Source organism: Sphingobacterium sp. B29 (genome assembly GCF_001952815.1).
Taxonomy (GTDB): Bacteria; Bacteroidota; Bacteroidia; order Sphingobacteriales; family Sphingobacteriaceae; genus Sphingobacterium; species Sphingobacterium siyangense.
Genome location: NZ_CP019158.1, coordinates 3,484,471 through 3,509,799 on the forward strand (window position 1 = coordinate 3,484,471; position 25,329 = coordinate 3,509,799).

24 protein-coding genes and 1 tRNA gene are annotated in these 25,329 nt (G+C 39.2%); 13 read left to right on the top strand and 12 right to left on the bottom strand.

Translation table 11 applies throughout. From position 1 onward, the window contains the following. From BV902_RS14645 to BV902_RS27355, 3 genes are all read right to left on the bottom strand, one after another. A complete protein-coding gene (locus tag BV902_RS14645) occupies nucleotides 1-369 on the bottom strand; it encodes a hypothetical protein (protein WP_075992579.1) in 369 nt (122 codons plus the stop codon). A gap of 87 nt (nucleotides 370-456) precedes the next feature. After that, entirely contained in the window at nucleotides 457-600 is a 144-nt protein-coding gene (locus BV902_RS27350; RefSeq protein WP_153848663.1) for a hypothetical protein, read from the bottom strand. Nucleotides 601-745: 145 nt separating this feature from the next. After that, nucleotides 746-886, bottom strand: coding sequence for a hypothetical protein (locus tag BV902_RS27355; RefSeq protein ID WP_157626084.1), 141 nt, complete (start codon nucleotides 884-886; stop codon nucleotides 746-748). A gap of 167 nt (nucleotides 887-1,053) precedes the next feature. On the opposite strand from BV902_RS27355, the gene BV902_RS14650 reads away from it, so the two are divergent. From BV902_RS14650 to BV902_RS14660, 3 genes are all read left to right on the top strand, one after another. Beyond that, nucleotides 1,054-1,314 carry a hypothetical protein gene (locus BV902_RS14650; protein WP_157626086.1) on the top strand — a complete coding sequence of 87 codons (261 nt, stop codon included), beginning with the start codon at nucleotides 1,054-1,056 and terminating at the stop codon, nucleotides 1,312-1,314. A 126-nt stretch (nucleotides 1,315-1,440) separates the two neighbouring features. Further along, nucleotides 1,441-3,858: a heavy metal translocating P-type ATPase gene (locus BV902_RS14655; protein ID WP_075992581.1), complete on the top strand. Its 2,418-nt coding sequence runs from the start codon at nucleotides 1,441-1,443 to the stop codon at nucleotides 3,856-3,858. A 142-nt stretch (nucleotides 3,859-4,000) separates the two neighbouring features. Further along, nucleotides 4,001-4,222, top strand: coding sequence for a heavy-metal-associated domain-containing protein (locus BV902_RS14660; RefSeq protein WP_075992582.1), 222 nt, complete (start codon nucleotides 4,001-4,003; stop codon nucleotides 4,220-4,222). A 109-nt stretch (nucleotides 4,223-4,331) separates the two neighbouring features. On the opposite strand, the gene BV902_RS14665 is transcribed toward BV902_RS14660, so the two are convergent. Next, complete coding sequence (locus tag BV902_RS14665; RefSeq protein ID WP_157626088.1) at nucleotides 4,332-5,702, bottom strand: retropepsin-like aspartic protease; 1,371 nt, start codon at nucleotides 5,700-5,702, stop codon at nucleotides 4,332-4,334. 271 nt (nucleotides 5,703-5,973) lie between these two features. Here BV902_RS14665 and BV902_RS14670 point away from each other — a divergent pair, with 271 nt between their 5' ends. Next, nucleotides 5,974-6,534 carry a TlpA family protein disulfide reductase gene (locus BV902_RS14670; RefSeq protein WP_083663820.1) on the top strand — a complete coding sequence of 187 codons (561 nt, stop codon included), beginning with the start codon at nucleotides 5,974-5,976 and terminating at the stop codon, nucleotides 6,532-6,534. 94 nt (nucleotides 6,535-6,628) lie between these two features. Continuing rightward, a complete protein-coding gene (locus BV902_RS14675) occupies nucleotides 6,629-7,522 on the top strand; it encodes a cation diffusion facilitator family transporter (protein ID WP_075992585.1) in 894 nt (297 codons plus the stop codon). 56 nt (nucleotides 7,523-7,578) lie between these two features. On the opposite strand, the gene BV902_RS14680 is transcribed toward BV902_RS14675, so the two are convergent. The 3 genes from BV902_RS14680 to BV902_RS14690 all read right to left on the bottom strand — a co-directional run bounded on the left by BV902_RS14680 (nucleotide 7,579) and on the right by BV902_RS14690 (nucleotide 10,165). Next, a complete protein-coding gene (locus BV902_RS14680; protein WP_075992586.1) occupies nucleotides 7,579-8,607 on the bottom strand; it encodes a Gfo/Idh/MocA family oxidoreductase in 1,029 nt (342 codons plus the stop codon). 62 nt (nucleotides 8,608-8,669) lie between these two features. Next, on the bottom strand, nucleotides 8,670-9,401 hold the full coding sequence (gene rpiA, locus BV902_RS14685) for a ribose 5-phosphate isomerase A (protein WP_075992587.1): 732 nt from the start codon (nucleotides 9,399-9,401) through the stop codon (nucleotides 8,670-8,672). 11 nt (nucleotides 9,402-9,412) lie between these two features. Continuing rightward, complete coding sequence (locus BV902_RS14690) at nucleotides 9,413-10,165, bottom strand: DeoR/GlpR family DNA-binding transcription regulator (RefSeq protein WP_083663626.1); 753 nt, start codon at nucleotides 10,163-10,165, stop codon at nucleotides 9,413-9,415. Between the two features lie 297 nt (nucleotides 10,166-10,462). Here BV902_RS14690 and BV902_RS14695 point away from each other — a divergent pair, with 297 nt between their 5' ends. Continuing rightward, nucleotides 10,463-11,614 carry a glycoside hydrolase family 130 protein gene (locus BV902_RS14695; RefSeq protein ID WP_075992588.1) on the top strand — a complete coding sequence of 384 codons (1,152 nt, stop codon included), beginning with the start codon at nucleotides 10,463-10,465 and terminating at the stop codon, nucleotides 11,612-11,614. 147 nt (nucleotides 11,615-11,761) lie between these two features. Here the strand turns inward: BV902_RS14695 and BV902_RS14700 are convergent. From BV902_RS14700 to BV902_RS14710, 3 genes are all read right to left on the bottom strand, one after another. After that, nucleotides 11,762-11,835 (bottom strand) — tRNA-His (locus tag BV902_RS14700). Between the two features lie 248 nt (nucleotides 11,836-12,083). Continuing rightward, nucleotides 12,084-13,973 (bottom strand): molecular chaperone HtpG, encoded by a 1,890-nt coding sequence (gene htpG, locus BV902_RS14705; protein ID WP_075992589.1) that lies wholly within the window; start codon nucleotides 13,971-13,973, stop codon nucleotides 12,084-12,086. A gap of 172 nt (nucleotides 13,974-14,145) precedes the next feature. After that, entirely contained in the window at nucleotides 14,146-14,709 is a 564-nt protein-coding gene (locus BV902_RS14710; RefSeq protein WP_075992590.1) for a YqgE/AlgH family protein, read from the bottom strand. Between the two features lie 153 nt (nucleotides 14,710-14,862). Between BV902_RS14710 and pdxH the strand changes: the two genes are divergently transcribed. The 5 genes from pdxH (at nucleotide 14,863) to ruvB (ending at nucleotide 19,345) form a co-directional block, all read left to right on the top strand. Next, nucleotides 14,863-15,516, top strand: a complete 654-nt coding sequence (pdxH, locus tag BV902_RS14715) for a pyridoxamine 5'-phosphate oxidase (protein WP_075992591.1) — start codon at nucleotides 14,863-14,865, stop codon at nucleotides 15,514-15,516. Between the two features lie 133 nt (nucleotides 15,517-15,649). Continuing rightward, nucleotides 15,650-16,006, top strand: a complete 357-nt coding sequence (locus BV902_RS14720) for an NADH-quinone oxidoreductase subunit C (protein WP_335682281.1) — start codon at nucleotides 15,650-15,652, stop codon at nucleotides 16,004-16,006. Nucleotides 16,007-16,041: 35 nt separating this feature from the next. Beyond that, nucleotides 16,042-17,208, top strand: coding sequence for an NADH-quinone oxidoreductase subunit D (locus BV902_RS14725; protein WP_120336172.1), 1,167 nt, complete (start codon nucleotides 16,042-16,044; stop codon nucleotides 17,206-17,208). Nucleotides 17,209-17,573: 365 nt separating this feature from the next. Beyond that, on the top strand, nucleotides 17,574-18,311 hold the full coding sequence (locus BV902_RS14730) for a polyprenol monophosphomannose synthase (protein WP_075994792.1): 738 nt from the start codon (nucleotides 17,574-17,576) through the stop codon (nucleotides 18,309-18,311). An 11-nt stretch (nucleotides 18,312-18,322) separates the two neighbouring features. Continuing rightward, nucleotides 18,323-19,345 carry a Holliday junction branch migration DNA helicase RuvB gene (gene ruvB, locus BV902_RS14735; RefSeq protein WP_075992593.1) on the top strand — a complete coding sequence of 341 codons (1,023 nt, stop codon included), beginning with the start codon at nucleotides 18,323-18,325 and terminating at the stop codon, nucleotides 19,343-19,345. Nucleotides 19,346-19,916: 571 nt separating this feature from the next. On the opposite strand, the gene BV902_RS14745 is transcribed toward ruvB, so the two are convergent. Further along, nucleotides 19,917-22,403, bottom strand: coding sequence for a S9 family peptidase (locus BV902_RS14745; protein WP_075992595.1), 2,487 nt, complete (start codon nucleotides 22,401-22,403; stop codon nucleotides 19,917-19,919). Nucleotides 22,404-22,490: 87 nt separating this feature from the next. Beyond that, nucleotides 22,491-23,915: an ATP-dependent DNA helicase gene (locus BV902_RS14750; protein ID WP_075992596.1), complete on the bottom strand. Its 1,425-nt coding sequence runs from the start codon at nucleotides 23,913-23,915 to the stop codon at nucleotides 22,491-22,493. Nucleotides 23,916-24,000: 85 nt separating this feature from the next. Between BV902_RS14750 and BV902_RS14755 the strand changes: the two genes are divergently transcribed. Together BV902_RS14755 and rsmD are read left to right on the top strand one after the other, a co-directional pair. After that, on the top strand, nucleotides 24,001-24,798 hold the full coding sequence (locus BV902_RS14755; RefSeq protein WP_075992597.1) for a DUF3822 family protein: 798 nt from the start codon (nucleotides 24,001-24,003) through the stop codon (nucleotides 24,796-24,798). After that, the gene (rsmD, locus tag BV902_RS14760; protein WP_075992598.1) at nucleotides 24,789-25,328 is read left to right on the top strand and encodes a 16S rRNA (guanine(966)-N(2))-methyltransferase RsmD; all 540 of its coding nucleotides are present in this window, start codon (nucleotides 24,789-24,791) and stop codon (nucleotides 25,326-25,328) included. The genes BV902_RS14755 and rsmD overlap by 10 nt, the downstream gene beginning before the upstream one ends. The last annotated feature ends 1 nt before the right edge of the window (nucleotide 25,329 follow it).

A 25,329-nucleotide genomic window follows, 5' to 3' on the forward strand; every position in this document is an offset into this window, starting at 1 on the left:
CTAGTATTGCATGACTTGTTTTATACAGGACTGAAACATTTCGGGCGAAATTGGTTTTTGTAGTGCAAAATGCTTTCTGTTTTTGATAAATTCCGGATAATGCCAGCGTGACACAGCGGACGTTATGATCAGGATAGGAATATCGGCGATCAATTCGGCAAGTGTATTAATATTACCGCCGCTAACAATGAGATCGAGGAATAGGATGTCTGCAGATTTTAGATCATGACTAAATAATGCTGGATTTTCAATGTCTTCAACCATCTTTATCAATTGAAGATCTGGAAACATGTGAATGTATTCAACTATTTTTTTTGTCGCCAAGGGTTCATCCTCAATAAGAATACATTTAAGCTTGGGTGAAGTCATATACTCGGTTCTTTTTTTATTTAGTAGGCAATAAAGACGATTGCTGTAAAGGCGCCTACCAGAACGCCCTCACAGCATTATCCTCTTTTATATTACTTTTGAAGATGTAACTGTCTTAATAGTTACCAGTTCCATATCATCAAAATCAAAAAATGAGATCGGTTCGACCACGCAGACAGTTTGTACATCCAATACAAAATCCTCCGCTAAAAAATTTTCAATGTTTTCCATAGTTATACGTTTAAATTGTAAACAAATGTGCTTTCTATGGAAAAGAACAACGAAAAATATCGACAGAATTGAAAATGAATCGGACGAACTAAAGAATCTATTCGACGAAAAAATAGTGCCTGTTCCTATTTCTGTTCGCCGTGTATTAGATGCTGTTCGAATAGTCTGCCAGATTATAATGAGCATTGAAAGAAGGTCCATCGTATGCTATTGGAAAATTCGACGAAATAGCATTTGAGTACGATGAAATAGCGACGGCTTCATTGTAGGATTCTATCTGGTTCATTATTTTAGAACTATCTATTTTAGCAGCGAAAAACCAATTCTTTAGCCATTAAAGCCATGTAGCGTAAATAGATAAACTAATGAGAAGGCTTGAGGTAAGTCCTTGACCAGAAAAGCATCTACCAAATAAATAGGTGAGTAGTGTGAGCGCGTAAAACAAATGAGAATATGAATTTATCTAATGAAATGCACAGTTTTTTGAAAAGAGAAGGTTTACGGTTATTTAGAAAAAAAGTAAGCTGGCAGACCTCTGCGAAATATCAGATTTATGCCGATGGGAAAACAAAGATTGGTGTCGCATTTGACAGAATTCAAAATTTTATCGATGAAAATACCGATGCATCCGGCTGGAGTGGAATGGAAACGATTAAACTCGAAGAGCGCGGTGATTATATTATCTATGGTTTTGTTGAGGAAGTGGAAAGCTAAAGAAGAATTGAGTTTAACCTGTCGTATCGTATTATCGAATAAATATTACAAATCAATTCCCTAATTGTGTAATGATTTCGATGTTATTTGTGGCCAAATTTGTTGTGTAAAATAAAACAATCAGTTATGGCGACAGATATTTATAAAGATACGGTTTATCTACCTTTAGAAGATGTTGAAAGCGAACATTGTGCTTCAATTGTCGAAAAAGGACTAGCTCAGGTCAAAGGCTTGGCGAGCTATCGGGTGGAATTGAATAATCATAGAGCTGCTATCGTACCTAAAGATAGTGAAGCGGTCGTTAGCAGTGTAAAGACGATCAAAGATCTTGGTTATGGTGTTTCTACATTGACCAAAATATTTCCAGTTCTTGGGATGACTTGTGCCTCATGTGCCAGTAGCGCCGAAAGTATGGCGAAATATGAAGAAGGGGTTGTCAATGCGTCTGTAAATTTTGCAACTGGAAATCTTACAGTTGAATATTTGCCTAATATTACGGATCATTTAAAAATTCAGAAAGCAGTCCAGGCTGGTGGCTATGATTTATTAATCGAAGATGAATCTACACAGCAGGAAACATTGGAGGCTATTCACGCAGCTAAATTTCGCCAGCTTAAAATCAAAACACGATGGGCAGTATTGCTATCTCTTCCCGTAGTTGTGATTGGTATGTTCTTTATGGATATGCCGTATGCAAATCCTATTATGTGGCTGTTTTCTACACCCGTAGTTCTTTGGCTAGGCAAGGACTTTTTTATCAATGCGTGGAAACAAGCGAAACACCGTTCGGCCAATATGGATACACTTGTTGCGTTGAGCACGGGAATAGCCTACATCTTTAGTGTATTTAATATGCTCTTTGCTGAATTTTGGCATCAACGTGGCTTGCATGCACATGTGTATTTTGAGGCCGCCTCTGTTGTCATTGCTTTTATTTTATTGGGTAAATTACTGGAGGAGAAGGCCAAAGGTAACACCTCATCTGCCATTAAAAAGCTAATGGGGTTGCAACCTAAGACGGTTATGGTCATTCAATCGGATGGGGTAGAGCGTCAGGTCCCTATAGAGGCCGTTCATACTGGCGATATCATTCTGGTAAAACCAGGGGAGAAGATCGCTGTCGATGGTGTTGTTATCAGTGGAAATTCCTATGTTGACGAAAGTATGTTAAGCGGAGAGCCGGTCCCGGTTTTAAAAACGGGAAATGAACAGGTATTTGCAGGGACGATCAATCAAAAGGGAAGTTTTCAGTTCAAAGCTACAAAAGTTGGCCGGGAGACAATGCTTGCACAGATCATTAAAATGGTTCAGGATGCACAGGGAAGTAAGGCTCCTGTGCAAAAACTGGTCGATCGAATTGCTGGTGTATTCGTTCCTGTTGTCATTGGTATTGCTATTTTAACTTTTCTACTGTGGTTTACTTTAGGTGGAGAAAACCATTTGGTACAGGGTTTGTTGGCGACAGTAACGGTTTTAGTTATTGCGTGTCCCTGTGCACTAGGTTTAGCAACTCCTACAGCGATCATGGTTGGCGTGGGTAAGGGAGCTGAACAGGGCATTTTAATTAAGGATGCGGAAAGTCTGGAGCTGGCCCAAAAGGTAAGTGCAGTTGTTTTGGATAAAACCGGTACCATTACGGAGGGAAAACCTGTTGTTACTGACGTGTATTGGAAAAATAATGAAGATAATTTGAAAGGTATCCTGTTAAGCCTGGAGAAACAGTCAGAACATCCATTGGCAGAAGCTGTTGTAGGGTATTTTAATGATGTGAAAGTTACTCCAATATCCTTTATCGAAAGTATTACAGGGAAGGGTGTAAAAGGCAGTGAAGGAATCGAAACTTACTATGTAGGGAATCGGAGGTTGTTGGATGAAAATAGGATTACAATTTCGACAGAATTGACGGAACATGCTACTCAATGGGGAAATCAATCGAAAACAGTGATCTGGTTTGCCAATAGTCATACTGCATTAGCTGTAATTGCCATTGCGGACCAGATTAAGGAAACTTCTGTACGTGCAATCAAGGAGATGCAAGCAATGGGAATTGAACTATATATGCTGACTGGTGACAACGAGGCTACAGCGAGGGCCATCGCTGCGGAAACAGGGATTCAGCATTACAAAGCCGAGGTGTTGCCAGAACACAAAGCTGATTTTGTTAAGGAATTGCAGCAAAGGGGGCAGGTGGTCGCTATGGTTGGGGACGGTATTAATGATAGTACAGCCTTAGCAACAGCGGATGTCAGTATTGCAATGGGAAAAGGAAGTGATATTGCAATGGATGTAGCGAAAATGACAATTATTTCTTCTGATTTGACGAAGATACCCCAGGCAATTCGACTTTCGAAACAAACGGTCGCAACAATTAAGCAAAACTTGTTTTGGGCATTTATTTATAATTTAATTGGAATTCCCCTCGCTGCAGGCATTCTGTATCCATTCAATGGTTTCCTTTTAAACCCGATGATAGCTGGGGCTGCAATGGCATTGAGCAGTGTAAGTGTTGTCAGTAATAGCTTGCGGCTTCGCTGGAAAAAATAGCTACCGATGGTTAAGCTGTAGACCGTGTTTTAAACGATAAATATTGTAAAACAAAATAGAAAAACTATAAGTATAGCCAATTGAATTAAAGGGATATTTGTATAGATAATTAAATAGATTAATAACATTAAAATTAAATAACATGGAAAGCAAAGAACTTCAATTCAAAACAAACCTTACTTGTGGGGGATGTGTATCCAAAGTAAGTGCAGATCTGGATAGTGTGGACGGTATCTGTGAATGGAATGTTGACACCACAAATGCAGACAAAATTCTGACTGTAAAATCTGAAGGCGTTTCGGAAGAAGAAATAATTGAAATTATCAAGAAGAAGGGTTTTAATGCAGTGACCTACTCCGCATAATTGTTCCATAAATCTATAGAAGCATCACACCCTAAAAGCTGGACAAAACTTTTAGGGTGTTTTTATGAAGTATAATTATGAGACGAAACTGAGCTCAATTTTATTCGTTTTAAATTTGGGGTTTCCTTTTTATCCATTTTAGTTTTAGATTCCTGTTAATTAAAATGATAAACATGTCTTTAAAATTAAGTGTCATTTTAGAAAATTGGCGGATAATATCTTGTCCTATATTTCCATATACAGTTTCATTCTTGATTTTCGATTTCAATAGGTTTATTTTTTTAAGAGCGATCGGTTTATCGCCGATATGGAATGTATGTTGTATGACAAAGCCATCATATTCAACGTTACCACCTGCGCCGCCCATGGCGACTTTGGTCGGTATACCATATTTTTCGATATGCTGTTTGTAGGTTTCGTAAAATGGCGCATAAAGGATTGTATTTTCCGCTCCCGTATCAAAGGTATAGTGCTTTCCATCAATGGCAATAAGAGGTGATAACCCATCTATTGCAAGATTTGAAGCCTTCTTTGTAACTGTAGGTCTCTTAGGTACGATAAAAAAATCATCTTGTGTAAGCTGTACTTCTTGCAGTGCTTCTATGACTGGGAAGCCTATTATGCCATTGATCTGATAGCCAATTTGTGGGATATAAAGTGCACTGTCTGGGAAAACCAGAAATATAGCATTCGATATACTGATGTTACCAAGTTTTAATTGTTTACAGACTGCTAAATCGGCTTTGATAGCAATACCTGTAATTGCGTCTACATCAATATCTGCAGGGATCATATCCATATGAAGTCGTTTGGCCACGGACTCCGAAACTGTAGATAGATTTGCTCCGGTGTCAAATATGAAACTTGCTGTATCGCCGTTAACCTCTACTTTTAGATTCTTCAAGCCGGCTTTATCTTTCGTCATTTTAAGACGGGTATCGTCGTTGATTTGTATAAGCTGCGGCTTTACATGATCAAGTGCCGACCAGATTTTTAGATTGTTTCGGAGATCCGCTCTTGTATCTGTTGACAGCAAGGGATCGAATTCGAGTAGGATTTTTTGCGTTGTCTGTTTTGCCCCATCGTAATCTTTCAGTTTGACAAAATTATCTTCCTGAATACGTCGTATTTTTAGTCGCAGTGTGTCAGTCAATTTTTCTGTTGCTGTGTTCAGCAGTGCAATTTTTTTGTTTGAAGCGATGGGCCTATTAAAGGCATTATCGAGTATTGCCAAAATAAAAAGTTGCTCATGGGCGTTTAAAAAAGTTTTATTTACCTTAAAAAGGTCACGGGCGGTGAAGAAATCTTTTGATGCTATTAGCTGATATAGGTTATTGAATTTAGTTGACGTGGCTTGCCCGAAATTAAGCTGGGGGGTGATGAATAACAGGAAATATATTAACAAGTATTTTTTGAAATGATTTGCTGAGAGATTCATGATGTAGTCAATAAATTGTCTTTTGATCAGTGATATGTTCACTCTTTTAAATGTCGGAAAAGTTCTTGTTATTTTTTCAAATTTATTGTTGCTTATTTTGTTATTGATCAATTGTTTATGTTGTGAAGTTGTTTGCAATACTTGTGGTCTTGAATAATTAAGGTTAAATTAGCTAATGTTTGAGAATTTCTCCTAGGAGGATTGGATTGACGAGATCTCCGAATTCGGATTTAATCTTTTAGCCCTTACTTTAAGAGAACGATTAGTGAACAGGATTTATTTTTAATAGAATAATTTAATGAAACAAAAGACGATGAATATTAGGTTTAATAGAGGGGTTATTTTTTTGGGTCTTGCGGCTTTATCGACCAGTTTGTTTTTTAGCTGTGGAAACACAGGAACTAAAAGTGAGGCCAAGGCCGAAAAGGTGGAGGAACCTGCTGAAGCGACTGCACCCACAACGCAGGAGCTATCTTTTAAGGATAAAGAGGGGAAGGTTCTTCAATTAAGTGCTTTAAAAGGTAAGGTCGTATTTATCAATTTCTGGGCGACTTGGTGTCCTCCTTGTATTCATGAACTACCTTCCATTGACCAGCTTAGGCAATCGCTTAAAGATAATAAGGATATCGTTTTCCTCATGGTGGACGTTGATGGCGACATGGAGAAGTCTTCAGCATTTATGGCAGAAAACAAGTATGATCTGCCCCTTTATATAGCAGAGGGTGAAATTCCTGCAGAATTCTTAGGGCAGTCCATCCCGACAACGGTGATCTTGGATAAAACTGGAAAGATCGTAGAGCGTTTGGAAGGAAGCCGTGACTATGGGACTCCTGAGATAAAAAAAGCATTGCAGGATATCGCAAGCGGCAGTTAACGATCGATTATTGTAATCGTTATTTTCTAGATATGGAGAATAGAATTTGAAGAGAAAAAACAGTATTTTCGCGGTGTCAAGTTAATTTATAGCGATGTCCGAACTTCAAGAGCAGACTGCAGTCAGAACGACTTATTTTAGTATTGTAGGCAATGCATTACTAGCATTGTTAAAATGGCTAGCTGGTTTCTTTGGAAACTCCTATGCCCTGATTGCGGATGCAATTGAGTCAACGGCGGACATTTTCTCTTCATTTCTAGTGCTTCTGGGTTTAAAATATGCGCAACGACCTGCCGACGACAATCACCCGTATGGTCATGGCCGGGTAGAACCCCTCATTACATTTATTGTCGTTGGTTTTCTCATCGTTTCTGCAACCATAATCGCTTATGAAAGTATTGAGAATATAGGAACGCCACATGATCTTCCAAAGCCTTGGACCCTATTTGTTCTTGGCGGGATCATCGTATGGAAAGAAATTTCGTATAGGATCGTTATGAAGAAAAGTAAAGAAACAAATAGTTCTTCACTTCGTGCAGACGCTTGGCACCATCGAAGCGATGCGATAACGTCAGTTGCAGCCTTCATTGGGATATCTATTGCATTGTTACTCGGAAAAGGATATGAAAATGCGGATGACTACGCGGCATTATTTGCTGCTGGATTTATACTGTATAACTGTTATCATATTTTCAGACCGGCGCTTGGCGAGATAATGGATGAAAATGTATACGATGAGGTCATTGATAATATCCGGGAAGAAGCATTAAAGGTAGAGGGGATAAAAGCCACAGAAAAATGTTTTGTCCGCAAATCGGGGGCTAAATATCATGTCGATCTGCACGCTATTGTTGATAGTGAAATTACCGTAAGGGAAGGGCATGAGTTGGCACATAAACTCAAAGACCATTTGGTTGCGCATATTCCTGATCTCGGTCATGTGATGATCCATATTGAACCGAACGAATGTCTTTGGAAAGCAAATTGAAATGGCAGCACATGTTAGTTTTCTTGAACCGTGCCGCCATTTGATTGTTTAGAAGCTTAGGTGTTTTCAGCTTCAAGCAATTCGATCTGCCATTTAACCTGATCCGCTTTAATAGGGTAATCGATATTATTTCTTAAGCTTTCATAAATGGCTTCAAACAGCTGATTGTAATCTCCTTTATGTGGCGTTACTAAAGACTCATGTTTTTGATTTGATGCGTCTATCGTAACAAGTTTCCCCTCTTGGCCGGCTGGCTCAAGTCCATAAGATGGATTGTTAGGTAACATACCATCTAGCAATTGCTGTTCTTGCACATCTGTCATATTCTTGATAAAACTCCCTTTTGTGCCATGTAAAACAAAGGCTGGCTGTGGAGAGGCAACAAGTAGACTTCCCGTTAAATACACGTTCAGTCCAGCTGGATAATAGAGCTGGTAGTGAAAATAATCTGCAACTTTAGAATCCGGCCTGTTAATGGATGTTGTCTTGGTAAATTTAACCGGTTTTCCAAAAAGTGAGATTGCCTGATCAATAAGGTGAGGGCCTAGGTCATAAGTAAGACCATTAGAAATATACTGCGTATCTTCCTTAAAGTATTTTTGTCCCAATTCCATTTTATAGCGATCAAATCTGAAATGCACTTCAATTAGCTTTCCTAATTCTCCACTGTCAATCACTTTTTTAATATCTAAAAAGTGACCGTCATACCGTCTGTTTTGATAGAAAAATAATTGTTTGCCTTGTTTTTTGCTGATGGCAAGAAGAGTGTCGAATTGTGTAGTGTCATCAACGGCAGGTTTTTCTATCAATACATGTTTTCCTGCTTCTAGGGCCTCTTTGGCATATTGGAAATGTGTATAGTTTGGTGTATTCACAATGACCAGTTCGATGCTTTCATCCGCTAGTAATTCAGCAATGCTATTATAGCTTTTTATTGCCGGATAAAATTCATGTGCTGCTTTTTTCGACCGTTCTACAACAGCGCTGAGATTGAAATGAGGATTGGTATGTATAAATGGTGCGTGAAAAACACGTCCTGACATGCCAAAACTCAGTATTCCCGTGTTAATTTGAGTGTGTTTCATGTTAATTTAAATTACTTTAGCGTTGTCTTGTTGGTTGTTAGACTTCAATATAAATTTTAATGCTATTGCGTGACAATCTTATCCATGTCTGATTCTCCAAGGTTGTTTGCAAATAAATGTGTTACGCCGTCTTCTGTTGCCAAAAGACATGCCGAACACAGCTGATAAAAAAGTGAATGTTCTATAACCCCTGAAATGAGTTTAATTTGTTTATTCAAATCAAAAATATCGGGCAGTTTAGAAAAATAAATATCTGCCAGGAAATTACCTCTCTCAGAAAGGAGAGGCCCCGATTTTTGTTCAGATTTTCGTAATACAATGTCGGATATCGTTGTAAAATAACTTGATTTTAGATTTTCACGTACCGATAGCCAAGCTTCTGGTATAATTTCAACACATAACGGATGCTTTGTGCTAAGTTTTTCGACCATCTTTGAGCCATCGACCAAGAGAATAAACTGCTGCGCCATATTCGCCATAATCTTCTCACCCGTGTGCACGCCACCGCCACTTTTGAATGCATTTAAATGAATGTCGACCTGATCACAGCTGTCAAAATAATAGTCCAGCGTTGTTAGGATACTGTTATCAACACAAATAAGTCCATTCTCTTGGAGCAGCGTTTTGGTTTCCAAGGAAGGTGATGTAAATTTTAAGCTGGATTTAAAGCTGATACTGCTGGCGATTAATTCAATGAAATAAGCTATTGTTGATCCAACACCTAGTCCAATGAGCTGATCGGGTTTTAATAGTTGAAGAGCAGCTTTGGCAGCTTCCTGTTTGAGATTGTTCATAGACGGTAAACTTATAAGATTGTAATACCTTGTGCGGCATAAGGCTGTAAAATGCGGTCAAAAGGATCCTTTTCTGTAATTAAATAACTGATATCAGAGATGGGGCATGTCAGGAAAGAAGCCAAGGTATCCAGCTTATTGCTTGTTGTGGCAGCAACAATGTTCATTGAATTTTTACATAGTACTCTTTTGATATCTGCTTCTTCGTGTGTTCTTGATGTAAGTCCGCGGTGGAGATCTAGGCTACATACACCTATGAAGCTGATATCCGCGTATATGTCTTCAAATGTGGAGATCGTTTGTTGTCCTTGCATAGTAAGTGATGATTTGCAGAAAGTGCCACCAGCAAAAATCAAGGTGATGTTTGGGAAGTTGGCAAGTATATTGGCTATTGGGAGACTATGTGTGACAATAGTAAGGGTTAGGCTATCGGGAATATTTCCTGCAATTGTCTGTGTTGTTGTGCCGCCATCGAAAAAGACAACTTGATGATTTTTCAATAGAGTGATCGATTTTTCTGCTATGGATTGTTTCTCCATAACATCAAGGTTGTTTCGGTCGTATATATCGAATGGCATGTTTGATCGTAGCGTGGCGCCACCCCGAATAGCGCGAAGCAAGCCGGCGTCGGATAACTCTTTAAGATCACGTCGGACGGTATGTTCAGAGACACCAAGTTCGGCCGCTAAGTCTACCATCGCTAATTTTCTTTCCTTTTTGATTTTAACCAATATAAAATCGTGGCGTTCTACTTTGGATATCATGCTATAAATATAGTGCTTTTGTGCTATATACTGCAATATTTAACCTTGAATTTGTTGTTATGTTGCAATAAGTTGCAATATGATGAGTTGTTTATCGATAAATTGTTTATTAGTTTTTTTGGGGATGGCTTCTAATTCAATTTTTGATGAACTTGTTTTTGTGGCATTTATTTCTTTCAAATAGCGTTATATTTGTGAATGATCGGGGGGGGTAGATTCGCTCACCTTTCTGTTGTAACCAATTCTAATTTTTGCCTTTACAGGTTTGCATCTTAAGCATGGGAGATCAAGTAAAATATGAATGTTATCGTTAAAATTGCAGGTTCTATTGTGTTCGTCTTTTTATGTGGCTGTAACGTACAGCCTGGCGGAAAGCTTAAGAAAGAACAATGGGTATTAGGAGGCTTTGAGCGGCCCAAAGGTATCAATCCAATTATTGAGCCTGATACGAGTTCGATATTTTATGATCCAATTCTGAAGAAGGAGATTCGATGGGAGGACAACGACACTTTTAATCCTGCTGCAGTGGTAAGGGGAGATAGTGTTTATGTCATTTATCGTGCAGAAGATCGGACAGGGAAGGCGATTGGCCACCGGACCTCCCGACTGGGATTAGCAGCTAGTGCTGACGGTATTCATTTTGAACGACTGAAAACACCGGTATTCTATCCAGCTCCCGATGAGCAGCAGGATAACGAGTGGCCCGGTGGGACGGAAGATCCCCGCTTAGCACAGACGGAGGACGGGCGTTTTGTACTATTTTATACCCAATGGAATCGAAAGGTTCCACGCTTAGGTTTAGCAATATCCACTGATCTGAAACACTGGACTAAGTATGGTCCCATTTTTAAAAAATCGAAAAACAGGCCCACTCTTGTTGATGAACCGCATAAATCAGCTTCTATTGTGACAGTAATGAAAGGTAACAGACAGGTCATAGCTAAAATCAATGGGAAATATTGGTTATACTGGGGGGAACATGGTGTGTATGGCGCCACATCTGATAATTTGATTGACTGGGAGCCCGTAACAGATAAAAAGGGGGCATTGATCGCTTTTATTTCGCCAAGGGATGGTTATTTTGATAGTTCATTGACGGAGTGCGGTCCCCCGGCAGTTTTGACTGATAAAGGTATTGTATTGTTGTACAATGGTAAGAATCATGCTGAAAAAGGAGATAAGCGCTTTAATAAAAATACTTATTCCGCTGGGCAGGTTTTATTTGATTCACGAGATCCCACAAGCGTATTGGCTCGAATGGATGTTCCATTTTTGCGTCCCATGGAATCTTTCGAAAAAAGTGGGCAATATATCGATGGTACTGTTTTTATTGAAGGATTGGTCTTTTTTAAACAAAAATGGTTTTTATATTATGGCTGTGCTGACTCTAAAGTTGCTGTGGGCATTTATGATCCAGGAAATCCTTCCGTCATGGACCCCTTACCCTAATCGATGTAGATATGTTTGTATAGCATAAAAACATTATTGAGTCTGAATTTTATATTAATTAAGGATTGATGGAGCAATTTTGAAGGGAGGCTGTATTGGTTGAATTTGCAAAATTAAAAAAGGCAGATCATTTGATCTGCCTTTTTGGGTAAGTAATCGGGCTCGAACCGACGACCCCTAGAACCACAATCTAGTGCTCTAACCAACTGAGCTATACCTACCGTGATTTTGATGATACAAAAGTACGATTAAACCCTATTCCCTCCAAATATTTGATTGAAAAAAAACAGCGTTTAATGCCAACTAGGTGAAGATTAGTTTATTAAATTTTAATAAAAAACATCGATATGGTTACGTTTCGATGTTGATGTGCATTTCGCTTGTCTAAATTTGTCATTTGCTTCCGATATTTTAACAAAAAATGCGGTTCCTACCATAGAAACCGCATTTTTTGTTAAAAGAAATATGATTAGATCATTTCTACACTTCTCTTCACGAAAGACGTTAGATCTGCTCCCGACAATAAACCTCTGGACAAGAGCGCTAAATCAAAAGCTTGTTTTGCTAGTTTTGAACCCTCTTCGTCAGATGACGATAAAATTCTTTTGATCAGCGGATGGTTCCCATTGACAGTTACTTTATAATTATCGGGCAATGAACCATAAAAATTCATACCACCACCTGTCTTGGCCATATCTTTCATTCGGCGCATAAATTCATCAATTGTTACCGACACAGGCAAATCGCTTTCATTTAACGCATCAACCTCAACTTTCATATCCTGACGGGAGATTGCTTTTTCAAAGACCGCTAACGCTTTTTTAGATTCTTCTTCCGAAAGGGCAAGTTCGACCTTTTCGTCTTTTTGGATCAATTTATCGATAACGTCAGCATCTACACGCTTCAGCTGTACCTTTTCACCGCCTTTTTGCTCCAAATAAGCTGCAAAGTGCGTATCCAGTGGTCCATCGAGCATCAAAACATCATACCCCTTATTTAATGCAGTTTGGATGAAACCATCTTGTTGAGCAGCATCATGCGTATATAAATAAATAATGTTTCCATCTTTATCTACCTGAATATCTTTGACCTTTTCGTAATACTCCTTAATGGTGAAACTTTGGTTACCTGTGTTTTTTACTAAACAGAAGTCATTTGCTTTTTCAGCAAATTTTTCATCGCTTAGCATACCGTATTTGATAAATAAACCGATATCCGTCCATTTCTCTTCAAATCCCTTACGATCAGTCTTAAATATTTCGTTCAATTTGTCGGCCACCTTTTTGGTGATATAACTGTTGATTTTTTTAACGTTACTGTCTGCCTGTAAAAATGAACGGGATACGTTTAATGGAATATCCGGCGAATCAATTACCCCATGAAGTAACATCAAGAATTCTGGAACAATATCTTTCACCTCGTCGGTGATGAACACTTGTCTAGAGTAGAGTTTAATTTTATTGCGTTGGATCTCCAGTTCATTTTTAACTTTAGGGAAGTAGAGGATACCTGTCAGGTTGAATGGGTAGTCTACATTGAGGTGAATCCAAAACAATGGTTCATCCATAGAGTAGGGATAGAGTTCGCGGTAGAAGGCTAGATAATCTTCGTCTTTTAATTCAGACGGCGATTTTGTCCAGGCCGGATTGGTATTGTTGATGATATTGTCTACCTCTACAGATTTGTATTTTGGTTTTCCTTCTTCGTCTTCACCATCCGGTTCAGAATTTGTTTTGGTACCAAAACGAATTGAAACAGGAAGAAATTTAGCATACTTATCTAAAATGTCCTGTAAGCGTGCCTGGCTTAAAAATTCAGTTGATTCTTCGTTAATATGCAAGATGACATCTGTTCCACGGGTGGTTCTTGTACCTGTAGAAATTTCGTAAGATGTACTACCATCGCAAGTCCAATGAGCAGGTTCTGCTCCATCCTGATAAGATAAGGATTGGATTTCTACCGTATCGGCTACCATAAATGCGGAATAGAAGCCTAAACCAAAGCGGCCAATGATTTCATTTGCATCATTTGCCTCTTTGAATTTTTCCATGAACTCTGTTGCTCCTGAGAAAGCGATCTGGTTGATGTATTTTTTTATTTCATCTGCTGTCATACCAATACCATTGTCGGAAATAGTGATGGTCTTGGCAGCTTCATCAAATTTTACGTCTACAATCAATTCACCTGTTTCACCTTGGTATTGACCCAAAGATGCCAGACGTTTGATTTTTTGAGAAGCATCAACTGCATTAGATACCAGTTCACGCAAGAAAATTTCATTATCAGAATATAAGAACTTTTTGATTACGGGAAATATGTTCTCCGTGTGAATTGAAATACTACCTTTTTCTGGATTCATAATTTGTATGTCGCTATTTTTAATTTTTTAATTTGTTTTATAAACATACAATCAGTGTTCCAAATCGTCTTTATAGGACATGATGGCAGGAAACAGCCTATTTTGTCATAGGCTCATTTGTTGAATTTAAGGGCTTTTTAAGTAAACTGCCAGCGAGCGCAAGTTCCTAACATTAATTTAGGCCTGGGCTCTGTGGGAAATTGGCGACATGTGCATATTTGGGGCCAAGTCCAATAATGGCATCCTTCCACAACAATTCACCGTTACCTTCAAAAATGAGCTGATGATGGTATTTGTTTTGTACAGCCCAGCTATTTTCTTTGATTTCGCCGTCTAATTGACCTGCGGACCATCCAGAATATCCGATAAAGAATTTTAATTCGTCAGGTTTTATGCTATCGGTTTGTATGGCTTCGATAAGCTTCTCTTCATCGCCGCCAAAATAGATTCCAGGAGCCACTTCTTCGCCACTCAACAGTAAATCGAAACGGCTATGTACAAAAAAAAGGCTTTCCTGAGCAACTGGGCCACCAACGTAGATCGGGAAATTGCAATCCGGTATAGATTCCAATAATTGGCCTATACGAACATTGGTTTGATTATTTAGAACAAATCCGAGCGAACCTTCCGTATTGTACTCACATAACAATATCACGGACCTGAGGAATCTGGGGTCTAGCATAAAAGGCTCGGAAATCAATAAACTTCCTTTTTGTGGGTCTAGTTCGGTAAACATATAGCGCGAATTTTAATTATTTATTGAATTTAATCTTTTTTATTTAATCTATGCGAGATTTGTGCCAAAATTAGGATTTTGTCAATTTCTACTAACTTTATAGAGAAAAAGCAATGATTTTAGTAAGTTTGTAGGATATAAAAACAGGTTTCTATGTCCATTCAACATAAAGATATTGCAGCAATCAGACAGGATTACGTATTAGGTAGTCTATCTGAATCGGATGTGGATCGTGATCCAGTCCACCAGTTTAAAAAATGGTTTGATGAGGCTATTCACAGTGAGGTAATCGAGCCCAATGCCATGGTACTTTCAACGGTTTCTTCCCATCAATTGCCGTCCTCGCGAGTTGTTTTATTGAAGGATATCGTAGCAGAAGGACTGGTCTTTTTTACAAACTATGAAAGTCGTAAAGGGGAAGACATGAAAGCTAATCCGCATGTTGCTTTGTTGTTTTTTTGGCCTGAATTACAAAGGCAGGTCCGGATCGAAGGTGTCATTGATTTTGTAAGTGAGGCCGATTCGGATGAATATTTCCAATCGCGGCCCAAAGCAAGCCGTATTGGTGCGTTAGCATCCCCACAGAGTCACGAAATCCCTAACCGTAATTTTTTGGAAAATAGGGTGGAAGAACTCGAGAATCAATATAATGGAAACGATTTTGTACCGAGACCATTACATTGGGGTGGTTATCTATTGAAACCGATTTATTTCGAGTTTTGGCAGGGGCGTGCAAGTCGGCTACATGATCGTATGGTCTATAAAAAAGTGTCGGATTCCTGGAAGATTACGCGCATAGCTCCATAAATATGACATTTGACGAAATTAAATCGATGCTTGTTTCAAATTTGGAAGTCAAATTATTCTTAAAGAAGATCAGAATGGGCTGCAGCCAGCACTTTTTATTGATAAAGCAGATATTGTAGCCGTTTGCTTATTTCTGAGGGATACAGAAGGCTTATACTTTGATTTTTTAAGCAACCTAACTGCAGTGGATTATCAAACGTATTTTGCTATTGTTTACCATCTAAATTCCTTACCTTATCAACACGGTTTGGTCTTAAAAGTTGAGTTGTCTGGTAATCGTTCGTTGAATGAACTACCTGAGATTCCTTCGCTTACTTCGGTGTGGCGCACGGCAGACTGGCATGAACGTGAAGCATTTGACCTTATGGGGATATATTTTGAGGGACATCCGGACCTGAGACGGATTTTGCTGCCTGACGATTGGGAAGGTTATCCTTTACGAAAGGATTATGAGGAAGCAGAAAAATATCATGGCATTCATATTAATTGATAAAAATGGCGAATCCAAAATATAAAGAGGCATTAATGCGCTATGAAAAACACCTCACAGAGATCTCAAGTCAGGAAATGGTGTTGAATATGGGACCTCAGCATCCTTCGACCCATGGTGTACTTCGGTTACAACTGATTACAGACGGAGAGATCGTGAAAGAGGTTGTTCCACACTTGGGTTATCTGCATCGTTGTTTTGATAAGCATGCTGAATCGTTGAATTATGCAAAAACAATTCCATTTACTGATCGCCTGGACTATCTGGCTTCGATGAACAATAGCCATGCTTTCGTAATGGGGGTTGAACGCATGCTTGGACTCGACAGTAAAATACCTAAGAGAATAGAGTACATTCGGGTTTTGGTCTGTGAACTCAACCGGATAGCATCCCATCTAATTGCTATTGGTACATATGGTATTGATATCGGCGCAACAACGCCATTTCTGTGGTGTTTTAGGGATCGCGAACATATCATGAATATGTTGGAATGGGCCTCAGGTTCCAGGATGTTGTACAACTATATCTGGGTAGGAGGTTTATTTTATGATTTGCCTGTTGGCTTTGAAGAGCGCTGTACGGAATTTATTGCGTATTTCAAGCCCAAATTGGTCGAACTTGATGAGATATTGACACAGAATCAAATATTTATCTCCCGTACAGCTAAAATAGGTGTACTTCCTGCTGATGTTGCCATAAATTATGGTGTATCGGGGCCTATGCTGCGTGCTTCGGGGATAAAATGGGATTTGAGACGAATAGATGGCTATTCTGTTTACCCGGAAATTGATTTTGAGATACCTGTGGGAAAAGGTGAAATGGGGACACTTGGTGATTGCTGGGATCGTTATAAAGTTAGGGTAGATGAGGTCAAGGAATCTGTTCGCATTGTTGAGCAATGCCTTGAACGATTACAGAAAGACTTTACACGTACAGCCGAATTTGATCCGCGAGCTTTGGTTCCGAAGAAAGTGAATTTGAAAGCGCAGGACTACTATGTCCGTGCTGAAAATCCGAAAGGAGAATTAGGGTTTTATTTTGTCACAAAAGATAAATCAGATATTCCATTACGTGTAAAATCAAGGGGACCAAGTTTTAATAACCTTTCGGTGATTTCAGAACTCGGAAAAGGGGTGCTGATCGCTGATTTGATAGCGATCCTTGGGTCGATTGATATCGTCTTGGGGGAGGTGGATCGTTAGATTGCGGTAGTGTGCGTGTTTTATAAACGATTTAGCAAAATAAAATAGAGATTGTATTGAAAATGTTGCATGAAAACGCAAATAAATTTGTAAATGAAAGCAATTTTCATCATATTTGCAGTCTCATAATTTAAGTTTATAATTGGTTAATGAAAGCTCGTTACTCCCAAAGTAACGGGCTTCTCTTTTTTATAAGGGTGTAACTTATTGATGCCGCTTATTTATGATGTCGATGTGTTGGTTTGAGCTTGAAGGATTTACTGTCTTTTCTCCCGAGTATTGTTGATTATCCTGTAGATTTCATCGAATTCCTGTACTAGAATTTAACGTAAATGATTACCTTTACTGGTCTTAAATATAAAAAAGTGACGGATAGTTTAGTTATCATTCCAACATATAATGAAAAGGAAAATATTGAAAAAATCATTCGCAAAGTTTTTTCCTTATCACAGGCATTTGATATTTTAATTGTAGATGATGGTTCTCCCGATGGGACGGCTACCATCATCAAGAATTTACAGGCTAATGAATTTACTGGCCGTTTGTTTATCGAAGAGCGAACTGGGAAGCTGGGGTTAGGAACAGCATATATCCATGGATTTAAATGGGCACTATCCCGCGAACATTACCAATATATTTTCGAAATGGATGCGGATTTCAGCCACAATCCAGAGGATCTGCTTCGCTTACGGCAGGCTTGTGTGGATGGTGCAGACATGAGCATAGGTTCGCGTTATATCAAGGGCGTGAATGTTGTCAATTGGCCGATGAGCCGTGTGCTGATGTCCTATTTCGCTTCGGTATATGTTCGTTTTATAACGGGAATAGCTATTCAGGATGCTACTGCGGGGTTTGTTTGTTTCTCCAGGGAAGTCCTCAAGACAATCCCACTTGAAAAGATTAAATTTGTAGGCTATGCTTTTCAGATTGAGATGAAATTCACAGCCATAAAATATGGCTTTAATGTCGTTGAAGTACCCATTATATTCACAGACCGGACCGAAGGTACATCAAAGATGAGCACAAGTATCTTTAAGGAAGCTTTTTTTGGAGTGATCCAATTGAAATTAGGAAGTATCGGAAAGCGCTACAAGAGAAATTAAATATTGCCACAATGAACGAGAATTTAGATCCAAACCCAGAACGTCTGAGCAATACAGATCGTGATATTGAACGGGCATTGCGGCCTCAGGCTTTTGAAGATTTTACGGGACAGGCTAAAATATTAGAAAACCTCAATATTTTTGTGAAGGCAGCTAGGCTGAGAGGAGAGGCGCTGGATCACGTTTTGCTGCATGGCCCCCCGGGCTTAGGAAAGACAACCTTATCCCATATCATTGCTAATGAGATGGGGGTTGGTATCAAAATTACTTCTGGACCTGTATTGGATAAACCGGGTGATTTAGCAGGATTATTGACAAATCTCGAAGAAGGGGATGTTTTGTTTATCGACGAGATCCACCGTTTAAGCCCTTTAGTAGAGGAATATCTCTATTCGGCAATGGAAGATTTCAAAATTGACATTATGTTGGAAACGGGACCAAATGCGCGGTCTGTTCAGATATCCCTGAATCCGTTTACCTTGATAGGGGCCACAACGCGTTCAGGTCTTTTGACAGCCCCCTTGCGTGCTCGTTTTGGAATTAATTCACGCTTACAATATTATGATGCAAAGCTGCTGACAACTATTGTGCTGCGCTCGGCTCATATCTTAAACACACCGATTTCTGATGAAGGTGCCTATGAGATTGCGCGAAGGAGCAGAGGAACGCCCCGGATAGCCAATGCTTTACTGCGTCGTACAAGGGATTTTGCACAGATAAAGGGCAATGGGAGCATCGATAAAGAAATCGCGAAGTACGCTTTGCATGCGCTTAATGTGGATGAAAATGGTTTAGACGAGATGGACAACAAAATCTTAACGACCATTATCGACAAATTCAAAGGTGGTCCAGTAGGATTAAAGACCGTAGCCACAGCAGTTGGGGAGGATGAAGGTACGATTGAGGAAGTCTATGAACCCTTTCTGATTCAAGAAGGATACATTATGCGGACGTCGAGGGGACGCGAGTGTACCGAGGCTGCTTATAAGCATTTGGGCCGTGCCAACCTCTCGAAAGGAAATACATTGTTTTAAGCGCGAGTGAAAAGTATATTTTAATTTTTCTGCTGAATAATTTTATTAGTCCGGCTCATTAAGGCCGGACTAGGTTTTGTCCGTTGAAAATAGCTTATCTGGGCCAGTAATTCCTCATATATCCAAGGGTGCTTCTTTCGCAAGTTATTTAAGATGTCCAGGCAGTTGACTAATACAGCAACGGGACATGAAGGTTCGATCATCCATTGGAAGGAATGCTCGATAATTTCTTCTTCTATCTCATTTTGAAGCGTATATTCTTTGTTTTTTTTTCGACGTCAAAAATAGCAGAATTTTAGTGTAGCTTCTAAGGCAGCTCCAGTTTTTTTGTTTTTTTAAATTGTCCAAGAACTGCGCGAGAACAGATTTTAGCAATGTTGTATTCTTTAAAACGATGGTTTCAAATACCCAGGCAGCGCGAAAGGCAATCTTTTTGTCCTTCTCTAAGGAGATGTTCAGCAAATCGGCCAGGCTTATCCCTTGAAGGATATTCAAAGAAAAATCCGTTACCTCGAAAGATCTCAAGGTAACGGATAAAAATGCTAATTTTTCATTGTAGGTCATGTAACCGTTATTTTTGTGGCTTTTCTCGATTCATTTCAGTCATGTCAACTTCGTTCATCTTGGAATCACCCAACAGATATTGGCTAAAGTAATCACCCATTTTCCAAAAGAAATACTCAGTCATATCGCCAAAGCCATGTCTTTGTCCAGGTAATAGCAGGAAATCAAATCTTTTGTTAGCCTTTATCAATGCGTCTACCATGCGAATTGAATTTGCCGGGTGCACATTATTGTCAATATCTCCGGTAGCGATAAGTAGTCTACCTTTTAGGTTTTTTGCGAGCTCTGTATTTTTATTGATTTGGTAGGAGAATGTTGTATCACCTTTAGCGGATACTTTTTCTGTTACCCCATGATGGCGCTCACTCCACCAGCGGTTGTAAATCTGATTTTCATGGTTTCCTGCGCCAGATACCGCAACTTTAAAGAAATCAGGATAAACAAGCATTGCGGCTGTAGACATAAATCCACCTCCGGAGTGGCCGGTTATACCAACGCGGTTAATGTCGATGTATTTATAACGATCTGCAAGCTGTTCCGCAGCGACTTTTTTATCTTCCAAACCATAGTCACGCAGATTGCCATAGCCATAGGTATGATACCATTGTGAACGTGAAGGATGTCCGCCACGGTTGCCGACTGTGATGACGATAAATCCAAACTGAGCTAGCCTGTCGATTCTGTCCATGCTTCTTCCAAAGGATTTATTGACAGCCTCGGTTTGGGGCCCTGGATATACATATTCCACAATGGGGTAAGTTCTGGTACTGTCAAAGTCAAATGGTTTATACATGACTCCATAAAGATCCGTGGTACCATCTCCGGCTTTTACTTTAAAAGGTTCCGGGAATTTGTACCCTGCAGCAAATAGTAAGGATAGATCTGTCTTTTCCAGTGTCATTACTTTCTGTCCATTGCTATTGTATAAGACAGATTCAGGAGTCGTGTTTACTCTGGAGGAATTATTGATAAAATATCGGGAAGATTCGCTCATTTCCACTTGGTGATCAAAGTTTCCCGGATTTAATAATTTAATTCCGGAGCCATTTGTATTGATACTGTACTGATGTAGATAATAAGGGTCTTCGTTTTTCTCACGGCCCGATGCTGTAAAGTATAGTGTTCCTGAAGCAGGGTCTAAACCGGTAATTTCCTCCGTATGAAAGGCACCTTTTGTAATTTGATTAATCAATTTTCCATTCGTGTCGTAAAGGTAGTAGTGACCCCAGCCATCTCTTTCTGACCAATGGACTAATTGCTTTTTGTTTTCGATAAGGAATGGTTTTTGAACATCCAAATATACATTGGAACGCTCCTGGATAATATTTTTTACCGTACCATTTATATTGATTTTTAGGAGATCAATCCGTTTGAGGTCACGGCTAGAGCGTGAAATGTAAAACTCTTCGTTATTGCCTAACCAGTAGTTGATAAAATAATCCTCTTTATAAGAATTTTTATCCGGAGTTTTTGTCCAGGTAGAGATGGTCTGATTTTTAAACGCGGATATATTGATGCGGCGTGGAGATTTTGCTGCTGCATCGAAGATATAAAGTTCAGTTTCCGTCGAATCGACTTCGCCCGGCATTTGGTATTTATAGGTTTCAAGTGTCGGCCTGGCTGAGCCAACATTATTGATTACCCATAAGGCTTTTAGAGAACGGTTGTCCTTTCTGGTCAAGGTGAAATAACGTCCATCCGGCGACCAGCTGATCCATACTCGTTTACGTTTTGGGTCATTGTCTTTGTCTTTTTCCTCACCTGTAGTTGTGCTGTATTCATCACCGCCCCAAGCATAATATTGTACACCGTCTTTTGTTATCTGGTGCTCTACAATGGTGCTATCTTTTTCATTCTTTACCGCTTTAAGGTAGTTGGGTTTGTCCATCCAATACAAGTTGTAATCTTTCGCAAAATAGACTGTATTGGTGTCAGGGGAGAATGTCGCCCAGCCCAATGGTGATTTTACTTTTGTTGAGTCACTTATTTCAACGACAGACTGTGCAGCTAAGTCATATTCCAGATAAAATAGTTTCTTTTTAGTCGTATCGGACTTATTCTTGAGCTTTTGTATTTCATCTTTGGATTTTACGGTGTCTTTAGTACTCTGAACCTGAAACCTTAATTTTTTCTCATCCTTGGTAAATCGAAGCCCCTGTAATTCCAGATGCTGGGCATCTACAGGATTTTTAACGATTTTAGTAATCTGAGCGGCTAAGTTGTCATTATTGAAAAGAAGTTCTTTCTTTTTCAGCGCAGGGTTTACAATGTACCAGTTTCTTCCCTGTGGACTTGCGTAATCATACCAAAAGCGATCGGAAAAATTGATCCAATTTGGTTTGATGCTAGTCGAAAAAATCATTTTCTTTAATTTTTCAGGGGAGAATTTTGCAGCCAGCTGATAATTGGGCTTTATAGGCGTTTCTTTCGCCTGTTGTGCAGTGCTAACATAGGGCAATAAGCTCGCCGCCAAGATTAAGTAGTACTTATGCATTAATAATATAGATAATTGTATAATAATGGTTCCGAACGTAAAAATATCTATTATTAGGTTCTTTTGCGAATGATTCGTGTAATAATCCTATGATGGATAGAAGTTTTCATTGAAATTGACCAGAAAAAGTTCCTTTGTTGCTCGGGTAACCCCAGTGTACAGCCATCTTAAGAATTCAAGATCCAACATATCATCGTTTATATACCCCTGGTCGACAAACACGATTGGCCATTGGCCGCCTTGTGCTTTATGACAGGTAATTGCAAATGCAAATTTAATCTGAAGCGCATTATAATAGGGGTCTTTTTTGATTGCTTCGAGCCTGTCCTTCTTATCCATGATGTCGGCATAATCCAAGGCAATCTCTTCGTAGAGTGCTTTTTGGGTTTCATAGGGCAGATTAGGGCTGTCTGTATAAAGGCTGTCTAGGATAACGCGGCAGGTGATGGGTTCTATTTCGTCAATGTCTACAAATTCAAGCGTGACATCTGCAAATCGAAATCCATGCTGATCGTGGATGTTACTTACTTTTCGCACTTTGGCCATATCGCCATTTGCAATAAATCCATCGCCCATGTTGTTTTCCTGTAACCAGAAGTAGTTGTTTTTTACAACCATAATATAATCTCCGCCGGTGAGCTCCTCGTCCCGGAACAAAATCCTGTTCCTTATATTTTGGTTGTATAAATTTGCAGATCGATTTGAACGGCAGATAATCATTGTATTTTCGAGTCCATATTTGTCATATGCATAGTTTATACCTTCGATTAACCGTTCACCTGTCATTCTGTAAAGATCTTTAAATCCTTTTGTTATGAACTTTGGAAAAGGGAAGTCGTCTTGTTCTTCCTCTGCTGAGGTTATCTCTTCGCGTATTTTGGTTGCATTGTACAATATACCGGAGTCTTTGGATTGGCGGACAACCGTGGTTAGCTCAAAAGGATAAACGCAAAGGTGAAATTCACTTTCGAGATAGCTTGGATTTAAGGCAGGACTATCCAGGAGTCCTACAGGAGGTAATTGAGCCGTATCTCCAACAAATAATAGGGTACAGTTCTTCCCAGATTGTACATAATGGATCAAGTCCTCCAAAAGGTTTGCCGAAAACGAATTCACGGAAGCATTGGATATCATTGAAGCTTCATCGATGATAAATAAAGTGTCTTCATGCAGGTTCTCCGCCAAGGTGAAATCGAGCTGAAATGAAACAGCGGATTTTTTACGGTATATTTTCTTGTGGATCGTCAGTGCTTTGCGTCCCGAATAATAGGTGATCACTTTTGCAGCCCTGCCTGTCGGTGCCAGCAGAACAGCCTTTTTCCGCAATGCAGGCAGCACTTTAACCAGCGCAGAAATTAATGTTGTTTTTCCCGTACCCGCATATCCTTTTAGTACAAAGCAAGATTGCTTGTCAAAAGCGAGTAGAAACTCTTGCAATAATTCGAAAGCCTCCAACTGCTGTTCGGTGGCTTGCCAAGGGAATTGCTGTATTAACAGATTTTTGATGAACACCCTCAAAGTTATTTAAAAGGTTTGTCTTATCCTCTAGAAAAAGCTATTTTTGCTCTAAGAAGTTTTAATTTTTACAATTCAGCGAATGAATTATATTTCAAAACAATTTAATATTCATTATTTACCGGAGTACAATCTTTTGGTCAAGGCTGGCTTTCAGAAGGATGTCTTGGCCGTGGTTGATAAAAAGTCGATCGCACCGATTTTGATCGAGTATCCTTCAGAGGAGCCAATTTTGGATGCCACACGAATTATGAGCCTTCCGTTTCGATTTGTCCGCGTTGTGATACCACATCAAACTTTTACGTTTATTCCAAAAGAATTTTTTCTGAGCGAAAACATCAGTGATTACCTGCAGTTTTTAGGCACAACTGATCTTGAAAATACATTTAGCTATTCTTTAGATAATCTTAATTTAGTTGCTGTATATCAGTTTGATGGCCTTTTATTGAATAGGTGGAAGCGGTTATTTCCTGATGCTGTTATACTTCCAGAATTTGCGGTTGTACTTGACCGTGCGCAGGAGCGTGTATCCATTAGGGGGAGCGTATTGGGGCTTCATTTTGTAGCTGACAATACAGTTGATTTTTATCTTTTTAAAAATGGTGTTTTCCAGCTTTACAATAGTTTTGAAATTCATAATCTAGATGATATCAGCTACTATGTGCTTAATATTTTAACACAATTCAATCTAGGGGACTCCATCAATAAAGTGCTCCTTTCAGGAGAAATTCCAAATGAATCTTATTATAAACGTATCTCTACTTATGCGGGGGATATCGAAATATTGGATTTGAAGACAAAAGTCATATTGGCGGATAGCGAGATCGAGTCAAATTTGGCCCCATATAATGTATTGTTTGATTCTATACTATGCGAATAATCGGAGGTCGTTTAGGTGGTTTAAGGCTGAACCCACCAACCAATTTACCTGTGAGGCCAACCACGGATATCGCTAAGGAAGCGTTGTTTAATATTTTACAGAACCGACTGGATTTTGATCGTTTAAAGTGTCTGGATCTTTTTGCAGGAACAGGAAATATTAGTTTTGAGCTCGCATCGCGGGATGTGGAATCAGTAGATGCAATAGATCTTCATTTCAAATGTGTGCAATATATTAATGAAACAGCCGGGAAGATGAAACTGGAGCAAATTAAAGCAAGGAAAGCCGATGTATTTAAGTTTATTGCCAGCTGTAAGAATACCTATGATTTTATTTTTGCAGACCCACCTTATGATATTCCTAAATTGCCACAATTGCCAAAATTAATTTTTGAACAGGAATTGCTGCATGAACATGGGCTCCTTGTTGTTGAGCATCCGTCAACAAGACAAATGGAAGATCATCCAAATTTTATAGAAACTAGAAAATACGGGTATTCATCATTTTCCTTTTACGCTAAGACTATCTAAT

Excerpts from the sequence above, each read along its gene's own strand:
- BV902_RS14725 (WP_120336172.1), top strand. The coding sequence starts at position 16,042 with ATGCGCTATGAAAAACACCTCACAGAGATCTCAAGTCAGGAAATGGTG.
- BV902_RS27355 (WP_157626084.1), bottom strand. The coding sequence starts at position 886 with ATGAACCAGATAGAATCCTACAATGAAGCCGTCGCTATTTCATCGTAC.
- rsmD (WP_075992598.1), top strand. The coding sequence starts at position 24,789 with ATGCGAATAATCGGAGGTCGTTTAGGTGGTTTAAGGCTGAACCCACCA.
- htpG (WP_075992589.1), bottom strand. The coding sequence starts at position 13,973 with ATGAATCCAGAAAAAGGTAGTATTTCAATTCACACGGAGAACATATTT.
- pdxH (WP_075992591.1), top strand. The coding sequence starts at position 14,863 with ATGTCCATTCAACATAAAGATATTGCAGCAATCAGACAGGATTACGTA.
- BV902_RS14660 (WP_075992582.1), top strand. The coding sequence starts at position 4,001 with ATGGAAAGCAAAGAACTTCAATTCAAAACAAACCTTACTTGTGGGGGA.
- BV902_RS14650 (WP_157626086.1), top strand. The coding sequence starts at position 1,054 with ATGAATTTATCTAATGAAATGCACAGTTTTTTGAAAAGAGAAGGTTTA.
- BV902_RS14645 (WP_075992579.1), bottom strand. The coding sequence starts at position 369 with ATGACTTCACCCAAGCTTAAATGTATTCTTATTGAGGATGAACCCTTG.
- BV902_RS14655 (WP_075992581.1), top strand. The coding sequence starts at position 1,441 with ATGGCGACAGATATTTATAAAGATACGGTTTATCTACCTTTAGAAGAT.
- BV902_RS14710 (WP_075992590.1), bottom strand. The coding sequence starts at position 14,709 with ATGTTTACCGAACTAGACCCACAAAAAGGAAGTTTATTGATTTCCGAG.
- BV902_RS14670 (WP_083663820.1), top strand. The coding sequence starts at position 5,974 with ATGAATATTAGGTTTAATAGAGGGGTTATTTTTTTGGGTCTTGCGGCT.
- BV902_RS14675 (WP_075992585.1), top strand. The coding sequence starts at position 6,629 with ATGTCCGAACTTCAAGAGCAGACTGCAGTCAGAACGACTTATTTTAGT.
- ruvB (WP_075992593.1), top strand. The coding sequence starts at position 18,323 with ATGAACGAGAATTTAGATCCAAACCCAGAACGTCTGAGCAATACAGAT.
- BV902_RS14690 (WP_083663626.1), bottom strand. The coding sequence starts at position 10,165 with ATGATATCCAAAGTAGAACGCCACGATTTTATATTGGTTAAAATCAAA.
- BV902_RS14755 (WP_075992597.1), top strand. The coding sequence starts at position 24,001 with ATGAATTATATTTCAAAACAATTTAATATTCATTATTTACCGGAGTAC.
- rpiA (WP_075992587.1), bottom strand. The coding sequence starts at position 9,401 with ATGAACAATCTCAAACAGGAAGCTGCCAAAGCTGCTCTTCAACTATTA.
- BV902_RS14695 (WP_075992588.1), top strand. The coding sequence starts at position 10,463 with ATGAATGTTATCGTTAAAATTGCAGGTTCTATTGTGTTCGTCTTTTTA.
- BV902_RS14745 (WP_075992595.1), bottom strand. The coding sequence starts at position 22,403 with ATGCATAAGTACTACTTAATCTTGGCGGCGAGCTTATTGCCCTATGTT.
- BV902_RS27350 (WP_153848663.1), bottom strand. The coding sequence starts at position 600 with ATGGAAAACATTGAAAATTTTTTAGCGGAGGATTTTGTATTGGATGTA.
- BV902_RS14680 (WP_075992586.1), bottom strand. The coding sequence starts at position 8,607 with ATGAAACACACTCAAATTAACACGGGAATACTGAGTTTTGGCATGTCA.